Annotated in this window: 17 protein-coding genes; 8 read left to right on the top strand and 9 right to left on the bottom strand. The window is 69.4% G+C overall.

What is annotated here, in order from left to right; all coding sequences use genetic code 11:
* Nucleotides 1-136: 136 nt before the first annotated feature.
* The 3 genes from MFF06_RS08505 to MFF06_RS08495 form a co-directional block, all read right to left on the bottom strand.
* Nucleotides 137-1510, bottom strand: coding sequence for an MBOAT family O-acyltransferase (locus tag MFF06_RS08505; protein WP_238202860.1), 1374 nt, complete (start codon nt 1508-1510; stop codon nt 137-139).
* A 100-nt stretch (nt 1511-1610) separates the two neighbouring features.
* Nucleotides 1611-1775 (bottom strand): Flp family type IVb pilin, encoded by a 165-nt coding sequence (locus MFF06_RS08500; protein WP_238202859.1) that lies wholly within the window; start codon nt 1773-1775, stop codon nt 1611-1613.
* A gap of 323 nt (nt 1776-2098) precedes the next feature.
* Nucleotides 2099-3343 (bottom strand): Hsp70 family protein, encoded by a 1245-nt coding sequence (locus tag MFF06_RS08495; protein ID WP_238202858.1) that lies wholly within the window; start codon nt 3341-3343, stop codon nt 2099-2101.
* A gap of 131 nt (nt 3344-3474) precedes the next feature.
* On the opposite strand from MFF06_RS08495, the gene MFF06_RS08490 reads away from it, so the two are divergent.
* On the top strand, nt 3475-4965 hold the full coding sequence (locus MFF06_RS08490; RefSeq protein ID WP_238202856.1) for a helicase HerA domain-containing protein: 1491 nt from the start codon (nt 3475-3477) through the stop codon (nt 4963-4965).
* 209 nt (nt 4966-5174) lie between these two features.
* Here the strand turns inward: MFF06_RS08490 and MFF06_RS08485 are convergent, their stop codons facing one another.
* Nucleotides 5175-5603, bottom strand: a complete 429-nt coding sequence (locus MFF06_RS08485) for a flagellar assembly protein FliX (protein ID WP_238202855.1) — start codon at nt 5601-5603, stop codon at nt 5175-5177.
* A gap of 219 nt (nt 5604-5822) precedes the next feature.
* On the opposite strand from MFF06_RS08485, the gene MFF06_RS08480 reads away from it, so the two are divergent.
* The 3 genes from MFF06_RS08480 to MFF06_RS08470 are packed head-to-tail and all read left to right on the top strand — an operon-like array spanning nt 5823 to nt 7786.
* Nucleotides 5823-6962: a flagellar basal body P-ring protein FlgI gene (locus MFF06_RS08480; protein ID WP_370876629.1), complete on the top strand. Its 1140-nt coding sequence runs from the start codon at nt 5823-5825 to the stop codon at nt 6960-6962.
* Between the two features lie 10 nt (nt 6963-6972).
* Complete coding sequence (locus MFF06_RS08475; protein WP_238202853.1) at nt 6973-7329, top strand: rod-binding protein; 357 nt, start codon at nt 6973-6975, stop codon at nt 7327-7329.
* Nucleotides 7316-7786, top strand: coding sequence for a hypothetical protein (locus MFF06_RS08470; RefSeq protein WP_238202851.1), 471 nt, complete (start codon nt 7316-7318; stop codon nt 7784-7786). Before MFF06_RS08475 ends, MFF06_RS08470 begins: the two co-directional genes overlap by 14 nt.
* A gap of 179 nt (nt 7787-7965) precedes the next feature.
* On the opposite strand, the gene MFF06_RS08465 is transcribed toward MFF06_RS08470, so the two are convergent.
* From MFF06_RS08465 to MFF06_RS08450, 4 genes are all read right to left on the bottom strand, one after another.
* Complete coding sequence (locus tag MFF06_RS08465; RefSeq protein WP_238202849.1) at nt 7966-8226, bottom strand: hypothetical protein; 261 nt, start codon at nt 8224-8226, stop codon at nt 7966-7968.
* A 207-nt stretch (nt 8227-8433) separates the two neighbouring features.
* A complete protein-coding gene (locus tag MFF06_RS08460) occupies nt 8434-9978 on the bottom strand; it encodes a flagellin family protein (protein WP_238202847.1) in 1545 nt (514 codons plus the stop codon).
* A complete protein-coding gene (flgK, locus tag MFF06_RS08455; protein WP_238202845.1) occupies nt 9978-11855 on the bottom strand; it encodes a flagellar hook-associated protein FlgK in 1878 nt (625 codons plus the stop codon). The genes MFF06_RS08460 and flgK overlap by 1 nt, the downstream gene beginning before the upstream one ends.
* 54 nt (nt 11856-11909) lie before the next feature.
* Nucleotides 11910-13286, bottom strand: coding sequence for a flagellar hook protein FlgE (locus tag MFF06_RS08450; protein ID WP_238202843.1), 1377 nt, complete (start codon nt 13284-13286; stop codon nt 11910-11912).
* Nucleotides 13287-13571: 285 nt separating this feature from the next.
* Between MFF06_RS08450 and MFF06_RS08445 the strand changes: the two genes are divergently transcribed.
* Together MFF06_RS08445 and MFF06_RS08440 are read left to right on the top strand one after the other, a co-directional pair.
* A complete protein-coding gene (locus MFF06_RS08445) occupies nt 13572-14039 on the top strand; it encodes a BLUF domain-containing protein (RefSeq protein WP_238202841.1) in 468 nt (155 codons plus the stop codon).
* Nucleotides 14040-14045: 6 nt separating this feature from the next.
* Entirely contained in the window at nt 14046-14507 is a 462-nt protein-coding gene (locus MFF06_RS08440) for a response regulator (RefSeq protein ID WP_238202839.1), read from the top strand.
* Nucleotides 14508-14574: 67 nt separating this feature from the next.
* Here MFF06_RS08440 and MFF06_RS08435 read toward each other — a convergent pair whose 3' ends face one another.
* A complete protein-coding gene (locus MFF06_RS08435; RefSeq protein ID WP_238202837.1) occupies nt 14575-16188 on the bottom strand; it encodes a peptide chain release factor 3 in 1614 nt (537 codons plus the stop codon).
* A gap of 182 nt (nt 16189-16370) precedes the next feature.
* On the opposite strand from MFF06_RS08435, the gene MFF06_RS08430 reads away from it, so the two are divergent.
* Nucleotides 16371-17903 (top strand): DUF1800 domain-containing protein, encoded by a 1533-nt coding sequence (locus MFF06_RS08430; RefSeq protein ID WP_238202836.1) that lies wholly within the window; start codon nt 16371-16373, stop codon nt 17901-17903.
* A complete protein-coding gene (locus tag MFF06_RS08425; protein WP_238202835.1) occupies nt 17900-19069 on the top strand; it encodes a DUF1501 domain-containing protein in 1170 nt (389 codons plus the stop codon). The genes MFF06_RS08430 and MFF06_RS08425 overlap by 4 nt, the downstream gene beginning before the upstream one ends.
* Nucleotides 19070-19126 lie beyond the last annotated feature (57 nt).

Below are 19126 nucleotides of genomic sequence, written 5' to 3'. Positions count from 1 at the left end.
AATTGAGTGCCGTATAGTCGACGCACGTCACGGCCACAACGCGGGTGATCCGCTCCCGGCGCCGATGTCGCCGCGTGCGGCACGGGAGCCACGGTCCAGGGCCTCGAACCCGATCCGGATTCGGACATTCCACGCCTCAGAACTGGAAGTAGATGAACTCAAGGTTGGCGTCGTCGCCGATCTTGAGGAGGACCGCGACGAAGAGCACCGCCGTCGCGACGGCGAGGCTGCGGCGCGGCGGCAGGCGGTGGACCAGGGTCCAGGCCGTGGGTCCGATCGTCGCGACCGCCGCCGCGATGGCGATGGCGCGCCATTTGACCTCGCCGCCCCACGGCGCGAAGCCGAGCATCGCCTTGTAGACGTACAGCGCCGCCTCGAGACTCGGTGCCCGGAACAGCACCCAGGTCAGGAGGACGAAGGTGAAGGTGAATACCGCGCCGAGGGCAGCCGGCAGCGCGAGGCCCGCCCGCCGGGCGAGGAGCCCGGCGCCGAGGCCGAGGCCGTGCACCGCCCCCCAGGCGAGGAAGGGCAGCCCTGCCCCGTGCCACAGGCCGCCGAGCGCCATCGTCGCGAATAGGGCGCCGACCTGCCGGGGAAGGCCGTGCCGGTTCCCGCCGAGGGGGATGTAGAGGTAGTCGCGCAGGAACCGCGACAGGGTCATGTGCCAGCGCCGCCAGAAGTCCCGGAGCGAGGCCGCCCGATAGGGCGCGTCGAAATTCTGCGGCAGGACGATGCCGAACATCAGCGCGATGCCGAGCGCCATGTCCGTATAGCCCGAGAAGTCGAAGTAGATCTGGAAGGTGAAGCCGAGCGCCGCCTGCCACGCCTCGGCCACGCTGACCGCCCCGCCCCGCGCCGCCGCCTGGAAGACCGGGTTGACGTAGGCCGCCAGCGGATCGCCGAGAAACACCTTCTTCGCGAGACCGAGGGCCAGCAGCATCAGCCCGCGGGCGAACCGCTCGGCCGCATCCGGGCGGTCGGCGGGCCGTGCGTCGAACTGGTGCATCACCTCGCTCCAGCGCACGAGCGGCCCGGCGAGCACCTGCGGGAAGAAGGCGATGTAGAGCGCGTACCTCACGAGGCCGAAGGGCGGCGCCCGGCCGGCCCGGAGGTCGGCGAGGTACATGATGTGGTGAAAGGTGAAGAACGAAATCCCGAGCGGCAGGGCGAGGCCGAGCCGGGGCGCCTCGAACCCGCCGACCTCACCGACGAGGCCGAAGAGGAAATCGAGATACTTGAACAGGCCGAGGAGGGCGAGGTTGGCCACGATTGCGGCGGGCACCAGCCAGCGCACCGCCCGGCGCGTGAACGCCCGCGCGATGAGCCAGTTCACGAGGATCGAGCCCGCCAGCAGCGGCACGAAGCGCAGGTCCCACCATCCGTAGAAGACGAAGGACAGGGCGACGAGGAGTGGCAACCGCCAGCCGGGAGCCGCCCGCGCCACCGCCCCGTGCAGGATCAGCGCGGCGGGCAGGAACGCCAGGAGGAAGACGAACGAATTGAACAACATGGGGCGGCGCGGCCGGGCCGCCTGTCTCGGTGCGGCGGGCCTTGTCCGCAATCGGGGCCGCCCCGTCAATCCGGCCGGTTGCCCCGCCGCGCGGGCGAGATCAGTTCAGTTGGCTCGCAATCGAGAAGAACTTGGCATTGAGGGCAGTGCCGACCACCTGCAACGCCCCGATGATGACGGCGGCGATCAGCGCGGCAATCATGCCGTACTCGATGGCCGTGGCGCCCGCCGCGTCTTCGCGAAACCGTGAAACTATCGCACGCATGGACTTTCTCCCAAATGTCCGGCCGTCAAGGTCCCGGCAGCCCATGCAGCCTTCCTCGTCCTCGCGCGCGGAGCGAAGCAATGACGAAGGGAGTGACGAACTTTCCGGCCGGCCCCTAAGATGAGATCATCCTAGCGATGCCGGATTTCGGCTTCGCTATTGCCTTCCTCGAATTGTCTTCGTTCTCGGCAGTCCCGTGACGGATTGCGTTTCGCCCGAGATCGACCCGAAGCACGAATGGCGGCTTTCGGATCTTCACACGGGCCGCCGTCGGCGGATACCATTCCGCGTCGTCTCGAGACGCCGGATGTCTTGCCGGCCGCTCACCTGAGTGCGGCGGCGGCGATGGTCAGGCCGAGGCCGACCGAGCCGAAGGTGTCGCCCGCGACGGTGCGGGCGGCCGGCAGGGCGGCGGTGAGCGCGGCATGGAGATGCGGCAACCGAGTCGAGCCGCCGGTGAGGAACAGGGCGTCGATGGACTCGGCGTGGAGGCCCGCCTGGGCGAGACATTCCCCGATCCTCGCGGTGACGGCACGGGCGAGGCCATCGGTCTGGGCCGCGAGCGCCGGTCCGTCGAGCTGCGCGGCGAGGCCACCCTCGATGAACCCGAGGCCGATCACGGCGGCGCCCTCGTCGGACGCCTCGATCTTGGCCGCCTCCACCAGTCCGGCGAGGGCATGGCCGCGCTCCTCCTCCACCGTGGTGCGCAGGCGCCCGACGAGATCGGGCCGGGCGCAGTTCCGCAGCACGTCGTCGATCTCGCGCAGGGTCTTGCCGTCGTACAGGCGGTTGATCGCCGACCATGTAGCGAGGTCGTGGTAGTAAGCACCGGGCACTGCGAGGTCCCCGCGCTTCATGGCACTGCCCATGCCCAGGAGCGGCATCACCGTGCCGAGGCTGAGGTGCCGGTCGAAATCGGTGCCGCCGATCCGAACGCCGTCATTGGCCAGGATGTCCGCTGCCCGGTCGACGCGCGTCCGGCGTTCCGGCGACAGCCGGACGATGGAGAAGTCCGAGGTGCCGCCACCGATATCGGCGATGAGGGCGATCTCCTCGGTCGTCACCTGCCGCTCGTAATCGAGGGCGGCGGCGATGGGCTCGTACTGGAAGGCGACCTCGCGAAATCCCACCTCGTTGGCGATGGCCCGCAGGGTGTCCTCCGCCCGCCGGTCGCCCTCGGCGTCGCCGTCCACGAAATGGACCGGTCGGCCGTGCATCACCGTGTCGAAGGAGGTGCCAGCGGCCGCCTCGGCGCGCTCCTTCACGAGGGAGAGATAGCGGGCGATGACGTCGCGCAGGCGCAGGCGCTCCCGGCCCAGCGGCGTCGCCTCGTCGATGAGGGGCGTGCCGAGCACGGATTTCAGCCCGCGCATCAGGCGGCCGGGCTTGCCCGCCACGTAGGCCGCCGTCGCGGCCCGGCCGATCCGCGGCGGATGGCGGGGCTCGAAGAAGATCGCGCTCGGCACGGTGAGGTGCTCGCCCTCCAGGGGCAGGAGCACCGGGCCGCCGGCCCCGCAATGGCCGAGGGTCGTGTTCGACGTGCCGAAGTCGAGGCCGCAGGCCGCCATCGGGAAATCCGGTCCAAAATCGGGTGGGGCGTGGCGAGTACCGAAGGTCGGGCCCGCGGTCCAGCTTTAGAGCCGTGGACAGGTGCATGCCGGACCCGCCTGCGGGGCGGGACTCGTGGTAAGAGGCCGCCATGCGCTGCGACATCGATCTCGGACTGACGGGCGGAAACCCGGCACTCCTCGACCTGACCGAACTGCTCGCCACGCGGCTCCTCGTGCAGGGCAATTCGGGCTCGGGCAAATCCCATCTGCTGCGCCGCCTGCTGGAGCAGAGCGCTCCTTACGTGCAGCAGGCGGTGATCGACCCCGAGGGCGATTTCGCGAGCCTCGCCGAGCGCTACGGGCATGTGGTCGTGGAGGCGGACGGCGACGACGCGGCGCTGCAACGCGTCGCGGCCCGGGTGCGGGTGCACCGGGTCTCGGTGGTGCTGACCCTCGATGGGCTCGACGCCGACGGTCAGATGCGCGCGGCCGCCGCCTTCCTCGGCGGCCTGTTCGATGCCGAGCGGGAGCATTGGTACCCGATGCTCGTCACCGTGGACGAGGCGCAGCTCTTCGCCCCCGCCGCGGCGGGCGAGGTGTCGGACGAGGCCCGCCGCCTGTCGCTGGGAGCCATGACGAACCTGATGTGCCGGGGCCGCAAGCGCGGGCTGGCCGGCGTCATCGCCACGCAACGCCTCGCCAAGCTCGCCAAGAACGTGGCCGCCGAGGCCTCGAACTTCCTGATGGGCCGGACCTTCCTCGATATCGACATGGCCCGCGCCGCCGACCTCCTCGGCATGGAACGGCGCCAAGCCGAGACCTTTCGCGACCTGCCGCGGGGCCAGTTCGTGGGGCTCGGTCCCGCCCTGTCGCGCCGCCCCGTCACCATCGCCGTGGGCAAGACCGAAACGGTCAGCCGCGCGGCGGCCCCGGGCCTCCTGCCCCTGCCCGATCCGGTGGAGGACGCCCGCGCCCTGATCCTGACGCCCGAGCCGCGGGGCGAGGCGCCGCCGGCCCGCCGGGCGCCCCGCCCGGCGCCGGTGCAGGATGTGCTCTCGCAACTCGCCGCCTACCGTCCCCCCGCCCCCGCCGAGGAGACGGAGGAGGATGCCCTGGACCCCGCCGAGCGCGAGGCGATCATCGCCGAGGTGCTGGCCTCCGTGCTCGCCGATGCGGATGCGGGCACCTGCACGCCCGCGACCCTCTATCAGGACTTCACCGTCCGCTGCCGCATCCGGCGTGTCAGAGGCGAGGCGCTGTCCCTGCCCGAGTTCAAGCGGCGCCTCGCCGTGACGCGGGCCGAGGCCGGGGGCGAGGTCAGCGACGGATCCGGCTGGGAACGGGCGCAGGAGATTGCGGCGAGCCTGCCCGACGATCTCGCCGGGCTGTTCCTCGTGGTCGCCCGCGCGGCGATCGAGGGGGCACCCTGCCCTACCGATTCAGCCCTGGCCGAGGCCTACGGCACCAGTTCCGGCGGCCGGGCGCGGCGGATGCTGGCCTTCCTCGAAGAGCGCGGCGTCATCGTCACCCGGCGGGACCTGCGCGGCGCCCCGATCATCGCGGTGCCGGACCTCGGCGCGGAGACGGCGCCGGGCGCGCCGCAACCGGCAGCGGGCGGGTTGCGGCGGCGGACGGGGTAGGCACGCCGCCTCCGCGTCATCGCCAGCGCGGCGAAGGATCGACGTCTGCGATCCCATGATCGGACCCGCGACGCGCTCTTCTGCCTTTCAAGTGGTGAAGTGGGCGGTGCCGGATCGAACGCGGCGGTCTTTCCCGCCCCCCTTCCCCGCAGGCGGATCGTGCCCGCGCTCGAGCGAGCGACGGGCGATCCAAAGAGACAAAAAGAAATCTATCCCCGCCGCCGTGCTTCAAGCTTGGCCAGTTCCACCGCCGCGCGCAGCTCGATCTCCGCCATCAGGCCATCGAGGCGCGGGTCGCCGGAGGAGCCGGATCGCTCGGCGAGACGGCCGGCGACGGCCCGCAGATCCTGCGCGCTGACCCGCCCTCCGAGGATCGCGGCCTTCAGCCGGTCGAGACCGTCGAGGAGGTCGTGGCCCCGCTGGGCGGCGCGGCGGCGGCGCTGCTGCGGCGTCTCCGTTTCGGCCTGCAGCAGGAGCACCGCGTCGAGGCCGGCGAGCGTCGCCGGTCCGGCGGGGGCGGAAGCGTGGGCGGGGCCCTCGGCGGCGGCGTCGAGGCTGAAGCCGCGGGCCCCCTCGGTCCGGCGTCCGGCCGAGACGCCGCTGGTCGTCCGGATCGGCTGGCGGTGATCGACGCGCATCGTCTCTTCAAGGACCGGGAGGATGAGGCAACTTTCCGCCCCGCAGGGTTAAGCGGCGGTAAACGGCCCGGCAGAAGCTGCCGGGTCGGCAGGAATTGAACCGGGGGCATCCACGCCGCCCGAAACGGTTGCTGTGATTTTTCAATTACTTAGCTCTCCGTCGCTGTTGGCACGGGGCTGGCGTGGAACGGGCCGGCCCCGCCACCCAGCGAAACCGGCATGCATTCCCGTCTCACGACGTCCCGCCTCCCCGCCCTCGTCTCGGCCCTCGTCGGCGCCGTGATGGCGCTCGTCGCCCTCGGCGGCCCGGCCCTCGCCCTGTCGCGGGTGAAGGATCTCGCCTCCATCGAGGGCGTGCGCCAGAACCAGCTCGTCGGCTACGGCATCGTGGTGGGCCTCAACGGCACCGGCGATACGCTGAACAACATCCCCTTCACCAAGCAGTCGCTCCAGGCGATGCTGGAGCGCCTCGGCGTCAACACCCGCGGCGCCACGATGCGCACGCAGAACCTGGCGGCGGTGATGGTGACGGCGAACCTGCCGCCCTTCGCCTCGCAGGGCACGCGGATCGACGTCACCGTCTCGTCGCTCGGCGACGCGAAGTCCCTCCAGGGCGGCACGCTCCTCGTGACGCCGCTGCTGGGCGCCGACGGCGAGGTCTACGCGCTGGCGCAGGGCTCCATCGCCATCGCGGGCTTCTCGGCGGAGGGCGACGCGGCCAAGATCACGCGCGGCGTGCCCACCAACGGCCGCATCTCCAACGGTGCCAACATCGAGCGCGAGATCGCCTTCAAGCTGAACGATGCGCGCTCGCTCCGCCTGTCGCTGCGCAACCCGGACTTCACCACCTCGAAGCGGATCGCGGCGGCCATCAACGACTTCATGGGCGCCGATACGGCCGAGCCCACGGACCCGGCGACCGTCACGATCCAGATCCCGGCCCGCTATCACGGCAACATGATGCGCCTCATCACCGAGGTGGAGCAGTTGAAGGTGGAGCCCGATCAGGCGGCCCGCGTGGTGGTGGACGAGCGCTCCGGCATCATCGTGATGGGCCGCGACGTGCGGGTCTCCACCGTCGCCATCGCCCAGGGCAACCTCACCGTCACCATCACCGAGCAGCCCCAGGTCAGCCAGCCGGCCCCGCTCTCGAACGGGCAGACCGCCGTCGTGCCGCGCACGGGAGTGAAGGTCGATACGGGGGACGGCAACAAGCTCGCCCTGGTCAAGGAAGGCGTCAGCCTGCGCGACCTCGTCGATGGCCTCAACGCGCTGGGCGTCGGCCCCCGCGACCTGATCTCCATCCTCCAGGCCATCAAGTCCGCCGGGGCGCTCCAGGCCGACATCGAACTCATGTGAGGGGAAAGCCATGATCCAGCTAGCAGCCATCGCGGCGAGCGCCGCCATCGGGGTCGGCAAGTCCATCGCCGGCAGCGTCGCGGAAGCGACCGCCACCGGATCGGTGGGCGACGCCAAAACGGCCAAGCTCAAGAAGACCGCGACCGACTTCGAGAAGATGTTTTTGGAGAACAGCCTCGACAAGATGACCCAATCCGAAGGAACGGACGGTCCCCTCGGTGAAAACGGCACGGGCGGTGGCGTTTATCGTTCGATGTTAACGAAAGAGTATGCGAACAAGATCGTACAAAGCGGGGGAGTTGGCATCAGCGACTCGGTGTTCCGGGAGATGATGAAGATGCAGGGAGCGACGAATGTCGGCGGCTGAGCCGTTTCGCATCGTGGATCGCGCCGGCGCGGAGGCGCTGGTGTCGGGCGTCCTGTCCAGCATGACGGCCCTTCAGGCCGTGCTCGACGCGGAGGCGGACCACGTCCGCGCCGGGCGCCTGAAGGCGGGTGTCGTCGCGGCCGAGCCGAAAGCGGCGCTGGCGGCCACCTACATGCGGCAACTGGAGGCCGCGAAGTCCAACGCCGTGGCTCTCGTCCGCTTCGATCCGAAGGGCGTCGAGCACCTGCGCGGCGCCCACGGCGCCTTCACCGCCGCCCTGGAGGCGAACCAGAAGGTTCTCGCCACCGCCCGCACCGTCTGTGAGGGATTGATCCGCAACCTTGCGGACGACATCGCCAAATCCCGCGCCCCCACGGGCTACGGTGCGACGATGGCCCCCTCGCCCTATGGACGGGGTGCACGCAGCGGGCCGCTGGTGATGTCCCGCTCGCTCTGACGCCGGGTTCGGTTCGGGGAATGGACTCCCGACTCCCCACCTTCGTTGTCAGGTGGATTGGCACAGGGGAGCGGGATCGTCCCGCGCGTGGCGTATTCCAGAATTGAGTCGCAGCGCTCGCGACGACAGCGCCGCGGGTGCCCTCGCCGCTCAGCCGTCCGTCGCGGGGCCTTTCTCGCTCACGCCGCGCGGCGATCGAGCTCGCGGTGCAGCCCGTCGATGTAGGTTTCGATCTGCGTCACGAAGCCGTCCAGCGCGGGGTCGCGGCGGCGCAGGCGGGCGAGGTCGCGCAGCATCGCGTCCAGGGCGAGCCGCCGGTTCTCGGGAGGGCCGAAGCCCCCGATATGCGAATCCACGATCTGTTCCGCCAGGACGATCGCGCCGATGCGGGGCCCGGCGCCGAGCCGGCGGATCTCCGCGATGGGATCGTGGTAGGACATGGACAGGACTCACGCGATGCCGTTGACGGCATTCCAAGCATCGCCACTGACGCCGAAAAAGCGGCGACACTATGATGCAAGGAACACTAGTGTTCCTCGCCCGGAAGGTCGAGGCAGGACTTCTATCCTCCAAGAGCCATGTGCTTCCCGGCGGGCTCCACGCCGCTGTCCTTGACCTCGGCTTGCCGCAATGGCCCGAACGATGGGTCAGGAAAGGTAATTCGTGAGGGACAACTTCGAGAGCGACGCCGTGATCTGGTAGCTCGCCTGAAGCCGGTTTTGGAGTTCGAGCAGCTTCGTCGCGACCTCCTCGGTCGAGGCTTGCTCGATCCCATCGACCGTGTCCTGAAGCGTGCTTTTCTGCGACGTGTTGGTGCTGGCCGCCGAGCTCATCCGGGCCGAGGCAAGGCTCAGGTCAGTCACGATGTCCTGCACGCTGGAGCCGGTGTTGCCCGCCGCCAGAAGGGGCGCGGCCTGCGCCGCCACGGCGGCGTAGGCCGAGGACGTCGCGGAGTTCGCGGGGATGCCGAGGGCGACGGTGGCGAGGCCGGCGAGCACCGAACGGATCGGCGCCTCGTTCGCGCGGACCCCGAGCTGGACGGAGGAACTCGAACCGACCTGAATGGTCTGCGTGGCGCGGGGATCGCCGCCCGAATCGTCGCCACGGTACCAGAGCACTGTGTTGGTGGCTGTGCCGGGCGTATAGCTCGGCACTGACCCCGTGAAAGTGATGCGCTCGGGCACGACGTTGCCCTTGGCTGAACCCGTGAAGAAGTTCTGGCTGGCCCGCGCGGTGGCATTCGCTGAGAGCGCTGGCGCCGCGGTATTCTGCAGCGCTGAGCTCAGGGCGGCCGAGAGGTTCGCCGTCGTGGTGGCGACGTCGGCGCCGATGGAGAACGTCCCGGAGGCCACCGCGCCCGTCGATTTCGATGCTGTCAGGGTGACGGTGGTGCTCCCCCCGCCGGGCATGCCGAGGGTAAACGTTAGCGTGTCGCCGTCGGATGGCTGAGCCGCCACGGTGACGGTGGAGGAGGCCGGGGCCGCAAGGTTCGTCACCGGTGCGAGCGCGGCGGGATTGCTGGAGCCAACGCTTTGGATCGTGAAGCCGAAGGGACCGGCAGGCGAAACGGCCTGGGCCGTCGTGTCCTCGGTGAGCGTGACGGCGGTGCCAGTGGTGGTCTGCGTCAGGCGGCCGTTGAGACCGGTTCCGAGATCGGCCTTGACTTGATCGTCCACCAGGGTCTTCAGCCCCGCCAGCGTGTTCCCGTTAGCATCGACGGTCCCGTAGAGGATCGTGTTCGTGTCGAGGACCGGCGCGGTGGTCCCGTCGCGGCCGCCGAACAGAAAGATAATGCCGTCCGATTGGTTGAGGGCATCGATCGCGGCACTGAAATTGTTCAGCGCCGTCGCCTTCACGGCCTGCGATCCGGCGGGCGAGCTCTGCAACCCGTTCTGCAACGCCGCCGCAGCGTTCGACGCGACGGTCACGACCTGCGTCATGCTGGTGGTGGCGAGCTTGGCGCGGGTCTGGGCCGTGTCGATCACGGCGGAGTAGCCGTCGAGGGCGCTGATCGACGCCTGGGCCGAGAGCGCGGCGGATCGGCCGGTCCCGAGTCCACCATAACTCTGGGCCGTCAGGCCGGTGCCGAGCTGCGTCGTGAGGTCGTTCAGCTGCGACTTCAGCGCGAGGAGCTGGGAGGTGGAGCGGCTCGTGGCATAGCTGCCGGCCGCGAAGGGGGCGATGGTCGTCATCAGATCTGCAGCAGCTGGTTGAGCATGTCGCGGGCGGCGGTCAGGACGCGGGCATTGGCACCGTAGGCCGTCTGAAGGGCGATGAGGTTCGACATCTCCTCGTCGATGTTGACCCCGGCGCTCGACGCGAAGCGGCTCTGGGCGGTTGAGAGGGCGACCTGCTGGGTATCGTTCATGGTCGCGGCGCTGGTGGAGGCCGAGCCCTGCGCCGCGATCACGTCGCGGGCGAAACCGGTGACGCTGGTTGTGTAGGGCGCCGCGATCCCGCCGATGCCGCTGGCCGAGGAGAAGGTGTGCTGCGCCGTGGTCAGTGTATTGAAGATCGACAGGGCGCGGGCGCCCGACGCGGTGGGATCCGTCGCGCTCGCGGCCGTGAGGGGGGCCGGATTGCTGACGAGCGCCCCGTTGACCGTGATCCGCTGGGCGAATCCGGTGATCTGTGCGCCCGACTCGAGGGAGCCGGTGTAGAGCTTGTTCGTCCCGTCGGTGAACAGGGCGATCTTGGGAAAGCCCGTCGTGAAGTCGCTCGCGCTCGTGGGCGCGGTGATGGTGGCGCTCGCGCCCTTCACGGCGGTACTGGCAGTGCCGGTTAGGGTCACGCTGGCCGTGGTGCCGGTGGCCGTGAGGGTCGGAACCGCGGGGTAGCCCTTGGCCGTGGCGGCGGCCGAGAGGGCGTTGAGCGCGGTCTGGATCGCGTTGGCGTAGGTCGCGGGGCCGCCGGAGATGTCGAAGGTCTGGGCGAAGCCCGTGGAATCGTTCGTCACGGAGGGATCGACCGTGGCGGTGGGCGAGGTCGAGGCGATCAGCGAGATGTTGCGCACGCTGCCATTCGACAGGGTCACGGGAATCGTCAGCGTGTTGCCGGCCTGGATGCCCGTCAGGTCGATGGCGGCGGAGTTGGCGGTCACGGTGCCCGTCACCGTGTTGTCGGTGAGCGAGCCGGCGAGGCCGCTCGCGAGGTCGTCGAGCTGGCGTTGGGCCTGGGGTAGGGTCGTGTCGCGCAGCTCCAGGCCGGCGGCGAGGCTGCCCGAGCGGAGGGCGCCCGGCGAGCCGAGGTCGATCTTGGCACCGCCCGGCGTCGTGGCCGTGATGGTGCCCACCGTCCGCTTCGTCGGGTCCGTCGAGTAGGCGGAGGTCGCATTGAGCGTGCCGCGCCCGTCGAAGGTGAGGGACGCGGCGCTGCCCCGGTCCACCAGCGTCACGCCGGAGCCGGTCAGGACCGTCGTCGTGCCGTCGCGCTGATCGACGGTCGAGATGTCCATGTAGCTCGCGAGGCTGTTCACCGCCTGGTCGCGCTGGTCCTGAAGGTCCGCGCGGGCGGTGTCGTCCAGGGTGTTCTGGATCTTGGAATTGAGGGTCGCGATATTCTTGAGGAGGGTGCTCGCCGCCGCCGTGTCGCTGCCGAGCTGCGCTTCGACGCCCGTTCGCAGGTCCTGCACGCTTCCTGCGGCGGCGTTGATCTGGCCGGCCAGTGCGGCGGCGTTGCTGAGCACCGCGGTGCGCGCGGCGGCCGAGTTCGGGCTCGCGGAGAGCTGCTGGAGCGAGTTGGTGAAGGTGTTCAGCGTGCCGTCGAGGGCCGTCGCGCTGCCGGGCGTGCCGTAGAGCTTGTCGATCTGGCTCGTGATGTCGGCGCGGGTCGCCGTGTAGGCGGCGCCGGCCGTCTCCGAGCGAAGCTGCTTGAGGGCCGCCGCATCGAAGTTGCGCGTGACGGCGCCGACCGCCACGCCGCTGTTGCCAGGCCCGGTGGGCACCGTGTCGATGGTCCGGCGGACATAGCCCGCCGTCCCGGCATTGGCGACGTTCTGCGAGACGACGCTGATCGCCGCCTGGGTCGCCTTGAGGCCCGCCGTCGCGGTCCACAGCGCGTTGAGACTCACCGCCGGGGCCCTTTCTGCATTCAGGATGGGGTTCAGGGTGCTCGGGCGCGCCCCTTACCGGATCACGTTGAGAAGGTCGGTCATCATCGTCTGGGCAGTCGACATGACCCGCGTGTTCGCAGAGTACGCCTGCTGGGTTACGATCATCTTCGAGAATTCCGTCGCAATGTCCGTATTGGACTGCTCGTTGCTCTCGCCGACGATCGTCGCTCCCGCCAGCCCCTGGAGCGGCGAGCCGGAATCGACCGTCTGGTAGTAGTGGCCGAAGGAATCGGCCTTCAGCCCGTTGGGGTTGTTGAAGCGCGCGAAGCCGACGTTGGCGAGCGTGAGCACCGAGCCGTTGGAATACGTGCCGTTGATGGTGCCGTCCTGTCCCACCGCCACGTTCTTGAGCGTGCCGGAGGTATAGCCGTCCTGCGTGAGCGTGTTCGTCGTCGCGGCGCCGGTAGTATCGGCGTAGGCGGTCAGCGCCCCCGCGCCGATATTGAGTTTCACGTTGCCGAGATTGGTCCCGCTCACCGTGAGGGCGTTGATCGTGGTGCCACCGACCGGGCTCTGGAGCTGGCCCGCCGACGAGAAGACGAAGGGGCTACCGACATTCGTCCAGGCGCTGTTGGTCGCCGTGGTGGTCGTGTCCGCCTGATAGTAGAGGTTCCACACCGAGGTAGGGTCGGCGGCCGAGGCGTCCTGCACCTTCGCCCAGCGGGTCGCCACGGTGACCGGGGCGCCGGAGGTGGTGTAGGCGGTCACCGTCGGACCGGCGATGCTGTTGCTGACGAAGTTCGGCGCGTCGGCGACGCCGACCTGCGTCGCGGGGCCCGGCGCGGCGGGCGTCACGACCGAGGAGGCGACGGCGGGCGTGTAGAGATCGGAGCCGGTCGTCGGCGAGGAGGAGGTGATCGGCGTCGCCGGCAGGTTGGCGGCGTAGTTGATCGTCTTCGTCGGCTGGGCGGGCAGGTTCGAGTTGCTGATCTTGATCAGCCCCGTCGTCGAGGCCTGACCCGTCGTCGGATCGATGTTCTGCCCGAGCAGGTAGTCGCCCGCCCCGTTGACGAGGTAGCCGTCCTTGTCGGGGGCGAAGTCGCCCCGGCGCGTGTAGGTGGTCTGCCCGCTGATGACCGGCTGGCCGCCCGCGTCGCTGGTCTTCTGCGCGACCGTGAAGAAGCCCTGCCCGTTGATCGCCATGTTGGTGGCGACCTGGGACGAGATCACGTTGCCCTGGATTGTGTTCGTGAGCTGCGCCTGTGCCAGCACCGTGCCCGACACCTCGCGCTTGGGCGTCTGTTCGGCCATCAGGTCGATGAAGGAGGTGTCGATCCGCTTGAAGCCGGTGGTCTGCGAGTTCGCGATGTTCCCGGAGATGTTGGCGATGGCGTACGACTGAGCCTGCAGGCCGGACACGGAGGTTTGCAGGGCGGAAAAGATGTCCATGGCGAAGGGTCCCCGGGACGCAACTGCCGGAGTTGCGCAACCGGCGTGCCAAGTCTTGGCGCGCGTTTCCCTAGGAGAAGACCTCCCCAATGACTGCCGACCCGGCAGGGTTGGCCGAGCATTTATCGCGCGGACGGCAAAAATTGCCGATTATCGGTCGGCTGGGACCGCCGTTTTTGCAGTCGCGGCCGACTCCGTTTACGTGCCGTTATGCTCGCTCCGCGATGATCCGGCCCGGATCGCGGCCTTCCCTCGGAAGCCGCCCATGCATCTGGACCCAGGGTCATGCGGCCGAAGCGAACGAGCCTCGTCCATATCATTTACTTCTCGCGGCTGGCCCTCGCCTCCGATCAGGCCAAGCGGTCGGCGCAGATCGACGACATCACGCGCGTCGCGCAGAAGAAGAACGAGTTCTCGGTGATCACGAGCTTCCTCCTCATCGAGGGGAACTTCGCCGCGCAGATCATCGAGGGCGAGCGCAGTTCCGTTCAGGAAACCTTCGAGCGGATCGGGGCCGACCAGCGCCACCGGGATGTCCAGATCTGCGAATGGCGCGAGATCGCCAAGCGGGAGTTCGTGAACTCCTTCAAGTGCGCGCAACGCTCGGCGGCAAACGACACCCTCTTCGCCAAGGCCGCCCTGCTGCCGATGTTCCAGCGCGGCACGCCCAAGGCGACGGCGATCCACAGCCTTGCGACGGCCCTCCAGGCCGATGCGATGTCCCGCCAGGGCATCGACCATCTTTTCGTTTGAGGTTCCATGAGCGAGCCGACCGACCACCCGCCGATCCTCGTCGTGGACGATCAGGAGAAGCTGCTCCGCCTCGTGGTGATGCTGCTGTCGCGCATCGGCTTCCCCGACGTCGACGGCGCCTCCAGCGGAGAGGAGGCCCTGGAGAAGCTGCGCTCGCGCCGCTATGCCCTGGTGATCTCCGACCTCGACATGGAGCCGATGGACGGGCTCACGCTGCTGCGGGAGATTCGCGGCGACGACGCGCTGATGAACACGCCCTTCATCCTGACCGAGGCGTCCTTCGACTTCGAGGACATCAACCTCGCCCACCAGGCCGGGGCCGACGCCTTCATCCTGAAGCCCTTCGACATCGCGGTGCTGAAGACGAAGCTGAAGCAGGTCATCAACCGCAAGCCGCGCAAGCGCGAGGCGCCCATCGCCGCCGAATCGACCCTGTCCCAGGATTTCCCGATGCTGGGGAAGTTCTGAGGCGCCGGACACCTCTCCCGATCATCGCGAGCGTCGGCGAAGCGATGGCTTCAGCGACGCCGCGCGGTCACTCCGCCTTCTTCTGGTAGTCCTTCACGTCGGTGAAGCGGACGGCCGGGTAGCGCTCCTCCTCGTAGCGAAGCGAGAAGGCCGTCGAGGCCATGAAGACCGGCGCGCCGTCGAGGTCGCTCGCCATGGCCGAGCCGTGGCTGTCGATGAACTTGTCGAGATCGACCGCCGAATCGGACGAGACCCATCGGCAGACGGTGAAGCGCGACGTCTCGTAATCCACGGGCAGGCCGTATTCCGCCTGGAGACGCTCCTTCAGCACGTCGAGCTGGAGCGCGCCGACCACGCCGACGATGGCTTGGCTGCCGTCGTAGGGCACGAAGACCTGCACGACGCCCTCCTCGCCCATCTGCTGAAGGGCTTCCTTCAGCTTCTTGGCCTTCATCGCGTCGGTAAGCTTGATCCGGCGCAGGATTTCCGGTGCGAAGCTCGGCACGCCGCGGAACACGATGTCCTCGCCCTCGGTCAGCGTGTCGCCGATGCGGAGCGTGCCGTGGTTGGGGATACCCACCACGTCGCCGGCATAGGCCTCGTCCGCGATGGCCCTGTCCTGGGCGAAGAAGAATTGCGGCGCCGAGAGCGAGATCGGCTTGCCCGTGCGCACGAGACGCGCCTTCATCCCGCGGTTGAGCTTGCCCGAGCAGACCCGCATGAAGGCGATGCGGTCCCGGTGGTTCGGGTCCATGTTCGCCTGGATCTTGAAGACGAAGCCGGTCATCCGGCCCTCGGTGGGCTCCACCCGGCGCTTGTCCGCGTCCTGGCCGCGCGGCGGCGGAGCGACCTTGGCGAGGCCGTCGATCAGATCGCGCACGCCGAAGTTGCGGAGCGCCGAACCGAAGAAGACCGGGGTCAGGTGCCCCTCGCGGAAGGCGTCGAGGTCGAACTCCTTGAGGCCGCCCTGGGCCAATTCGACCTCCTCGCGCCACGCATCCGCAGCGCCGTTCTCGGTGAGCAGCTCGTCGAACAGGGCATCCTCGGGGCCGGAGACGGCCACGGTCCCGGCATCCTCGGCCGCGTCGAGGCGGCGGACGCGGTTCGTGCCGAGCTCATACGTCCCGGAGAAGTTGCGGCCCGAGCCGATGGGCCACGTCACCGGGGCGGCGTCGAGGGCCAGCGTCTTCTCGATCTCGTCCAGCAGATCGAACGGATCGCGGGATTCGCGGTCGAGCTTGTTGACGAAGGTGACGATGGGGATGTCGCGCAGGCGGCAGACCTCGAACAGCTTGCGCGTGCGCGCCTCGATGCCCTTCGCGGCGTCGATCACCATCACGGCCGAGTCGACCGCGGTGAGGGTCCGGTAGGTATCCTCCGAGAAATCCTCGTGGCCCGGCGTATCGAGGAGGTTGAAGACGCAATCGCCATACTCGAACGTCATCACCGAGGTGACGACGGAGATGCCGCGCTCCTTCTCGATGCCCATCCAGTCCGAACGGGTCGAGACCCGGTTGCGCTTGGCCTTGACCTCGCCCGCGAGCTGGATCGCGCCCCCGAACAGCAGCAGCTTCTCGGTGAGCGTGGTCTTGCCCGCATCCGGGTGGGAGATGATGGCGAAGGTACGCCGCCGGGCCACCGGATCGGCCGGCGGCGCCTCGGTTCGGGTCTGCATCAACATGGAAAGGTCTTCGTCGCGCCTGTGCGGTCGGAGGCCGGTGTACCCTGCCCGACCCGGGCGGCCAAGGGCGGCGGGCGGCGGGCGGCGGTGCAAACAAGCGCAATGTTCGGGACATACGGGGGACATCGTCGGACCGCACGCTCCCCAACTCCCGCCACGCCGAAGGACCGGACTTGCCAACGATGCCGAGGTCTTCAGCCCTCCGCGCCCGTGCGCTCCCCTCCTCCGTTCTCCTGTTCGCCGCCCTTTTCGCGGCGACGGCATCCGTCGCCGCGCCCTCGCCCGCCGAGGATGCGGCCTTCCTCGATGCCCTGACCTGGGGCGTCTCGCCGTCCTCCTATGCCGAGTTGCAGGCCAAGGGACGGGAGCGCTGGCTCGCCGAGCAGTTGCATCCGGCGCCCGGCTCCGCGCTGTCCCCTGCGGCGCAGGCGGCCCTCGACGCGGTGACGCCGAAGGAGTCGGTGGTGGAGCGCGCGTTCTTCTTCGACGCCCTCGGCCGGGCCGCGAACGAGGAGCCGGACCCGGAGGCCAAGAAGAACGCACGGAGCGCCATCCGCGTCTTCCTTGCGGCGGCCGGGCAGCAGGCGACATCGGCGACGGTGCTGCGCGCCCTCTACGCGCCGGAGCAGATCCGCGAACGGCTGACATGGTTCTGGTTCAACCGGTTCAACGTCCACGCCGCGAAGGGGACGATCCGGGCGGAGATCGGCGACTACGTCGATACCGCGATCCGGCCGCACGCCCTGGGGCGGTTCCGCGATCTGCTGGAGGCGACGCTGCGGCACCCCGCCATGCTTCGCTACCTCGACAACGCGTCCAACGCCGCCGGGCATCTCAACGAGAACTATGCCCGCGAGATCATGGAGTTGCACACGATGGGCGTCGGGTCCGGCTACAGCCAGGCCGATGTGGAAGCCCTGGCGCGGATCCTGACCGGCGTCGGCGTCGTGCCCCGCCGGGAGCCGCCGAACCCGAAACGCGCCCGAACGGACGGCTTCGTGCGCGACGGCCTCTTCGAGTTCAACCCGAAGCGGCACGACGACGGCGACAAGGTCTTCCTCGGGCATACGATCAAGGGGCGCGGCCTCGGGGAGGTCGAGGAGGCCCTCGACCTCATCGCCCGCAACCCCGCCACCGCCCGCAACGTGACGCGAGCCCTGGCCACCTACTTCCTCGGTCGCCCGCCGGACGACGCCCTCGCCGCCCGCCTCGCGGAGACGTTCACGCGCACCGACGGGGACATTGCGGCGGTGATGGAGGCCCTCGCGCACAGCCCCGCCTTCACGGAGGCCGCCGCCGACCGCTTTAAGGACCCGATGCGCTTCGTCTTCTCGGCCCTGCGCATGGCCTACGACGGGCGGGTGATCCGCAACACCGGCCCGGTGCTGGGCTGGCTGAACCGCCTCGGCGAGGGGCTTTTCAACCGCACGACGCCGGACGGCTACCCGATCGATCGGGCCTCCTGGTCGGGGCCGGGACAGTTGGCGGTTCGCTTCGAGATCGCCCGGCAGATCGGCGGAGGGTCCGGCGGCCTGTTCAAGCCGCCCGGCGGCGAACAGCCGGACGAGCCGGCCTTCCCGCTGCTCGCCAACGGGCTGTTCTTCTCGACCCTGGAGCCGGCGCTGGGCCCCGCGACGCGGACCGTCCTCGCGCAGGCGATCTCCCCCCAGGACTGGAACACCCTCTACCTCGCTTCGCCGGAATTCGCCCGATGAACCGTCGCGACCTCCTCGCCCTCTCCGCAGGCCTCGGCCTGTCCACCGTCGCCGGCCGCGTCTGGGCGGCGCCGAAGGCCGACGCCCGGCTCCTCGTCGTGTTCCTGCGCGGTGCCTACGATGCTGCCAACGTGGTGATCCCGACGGGCAGCGACTTCTATTACCAATCGCGCCCCACACTCGCGGTGGCCAGGACGGACGCCCTCGCCCTCGACGGCGACTGGGGCCTGCACCCTGCCCTGCGCGAGACGATCCTGCCGCTCTATGCCAAGGGGCAAGCCGCCTTCGTCCCCTTCGCCGGAACCGACGACCTCACCCGCAGCCATTTCGAGACGCAGGACACAATCGAGCTCGGCCAGACCGTGGGCGCCTCCCGCGACTACAACTCGGGCTTCATGGCGCGCCTCGCCGCCGAACTCACGCGCGTACGGCCCATTGCCTTCACCGAGCAGTTGCCCCTGATCTTCCGGGGCCACGACTCGGTCCCGAACATGAGCGTCGCCGGGGTCGGCAAACCCGGGATCGACGACCGGCAGGCCAAGCTCATCGCGCAGATGTACCGCGACACGCCCCTGGCCGGGGCGGTGGCGGAGGGCTTTCGCGTCCGCGACGAGGTCTACCACACCGTCTCGAACCACGCCGATCAGGCCGACCGGGGGGCGACCTCGGCCAAGGGCTTCGAGCTGGCCGCCCGACGGATCGGCACGCTGATGCGCGAGACCTTCAACCTCGGCTTCGTGGATGTCGGCGGCTGGGACACGCACGTCAACCAGGGCGGCGCGAGGGGATACCTCGCCGACCGCATGGGCGAGCTCGGGCGCGGTATCGCCGGGTTCGTCGAGGAGATCGGGCCCGGCTGGTCCGACACGGTGGTCGTCGTGCTCTCCGAGTTCGGGCGGACCTTCCGCGAGAACGGCAATCGCGGCACCGATCACGGGCACGGCTCGGTCTACTGGGTGCTGGGCGGCGGCGTGCAGGGCGGGCGGCTCGTGGGACCACAGGTCCGCGTCAGCGAGGCGAGCCTGTTCCAGAATCGCGACTGGCCGGTGCTCACCGACTATCGCTCCCTCCTCGCGGGGCTGATCGGCCGTCTCTACGGGCTCGACCGCAACGCCCTGCGGCGGGTCTTCCCCGGCAACGACCCGGCCAATCTCGCGCTGATCTGATCGCCGTCAAAGCCACGCCGTGCTCGCGCGCCGAGCGAAGCGGCGCAACGGACCATC

It is taken from the genome of Methylobacterium aerolatum, assembly GCF_022179085.1.
GTDB lineage: Bacteria > Pseudomonadota > Alphaproteobacteria > Rhizobiales > Beijerinckiaceae > Methylobacterium > Methylobacterium aerolatum.
The sequence above is the reverse complement of the archived record's forward strand: the minus strand, read 5'-3'. Positions and strand labels throughout refer to the sequence as shown.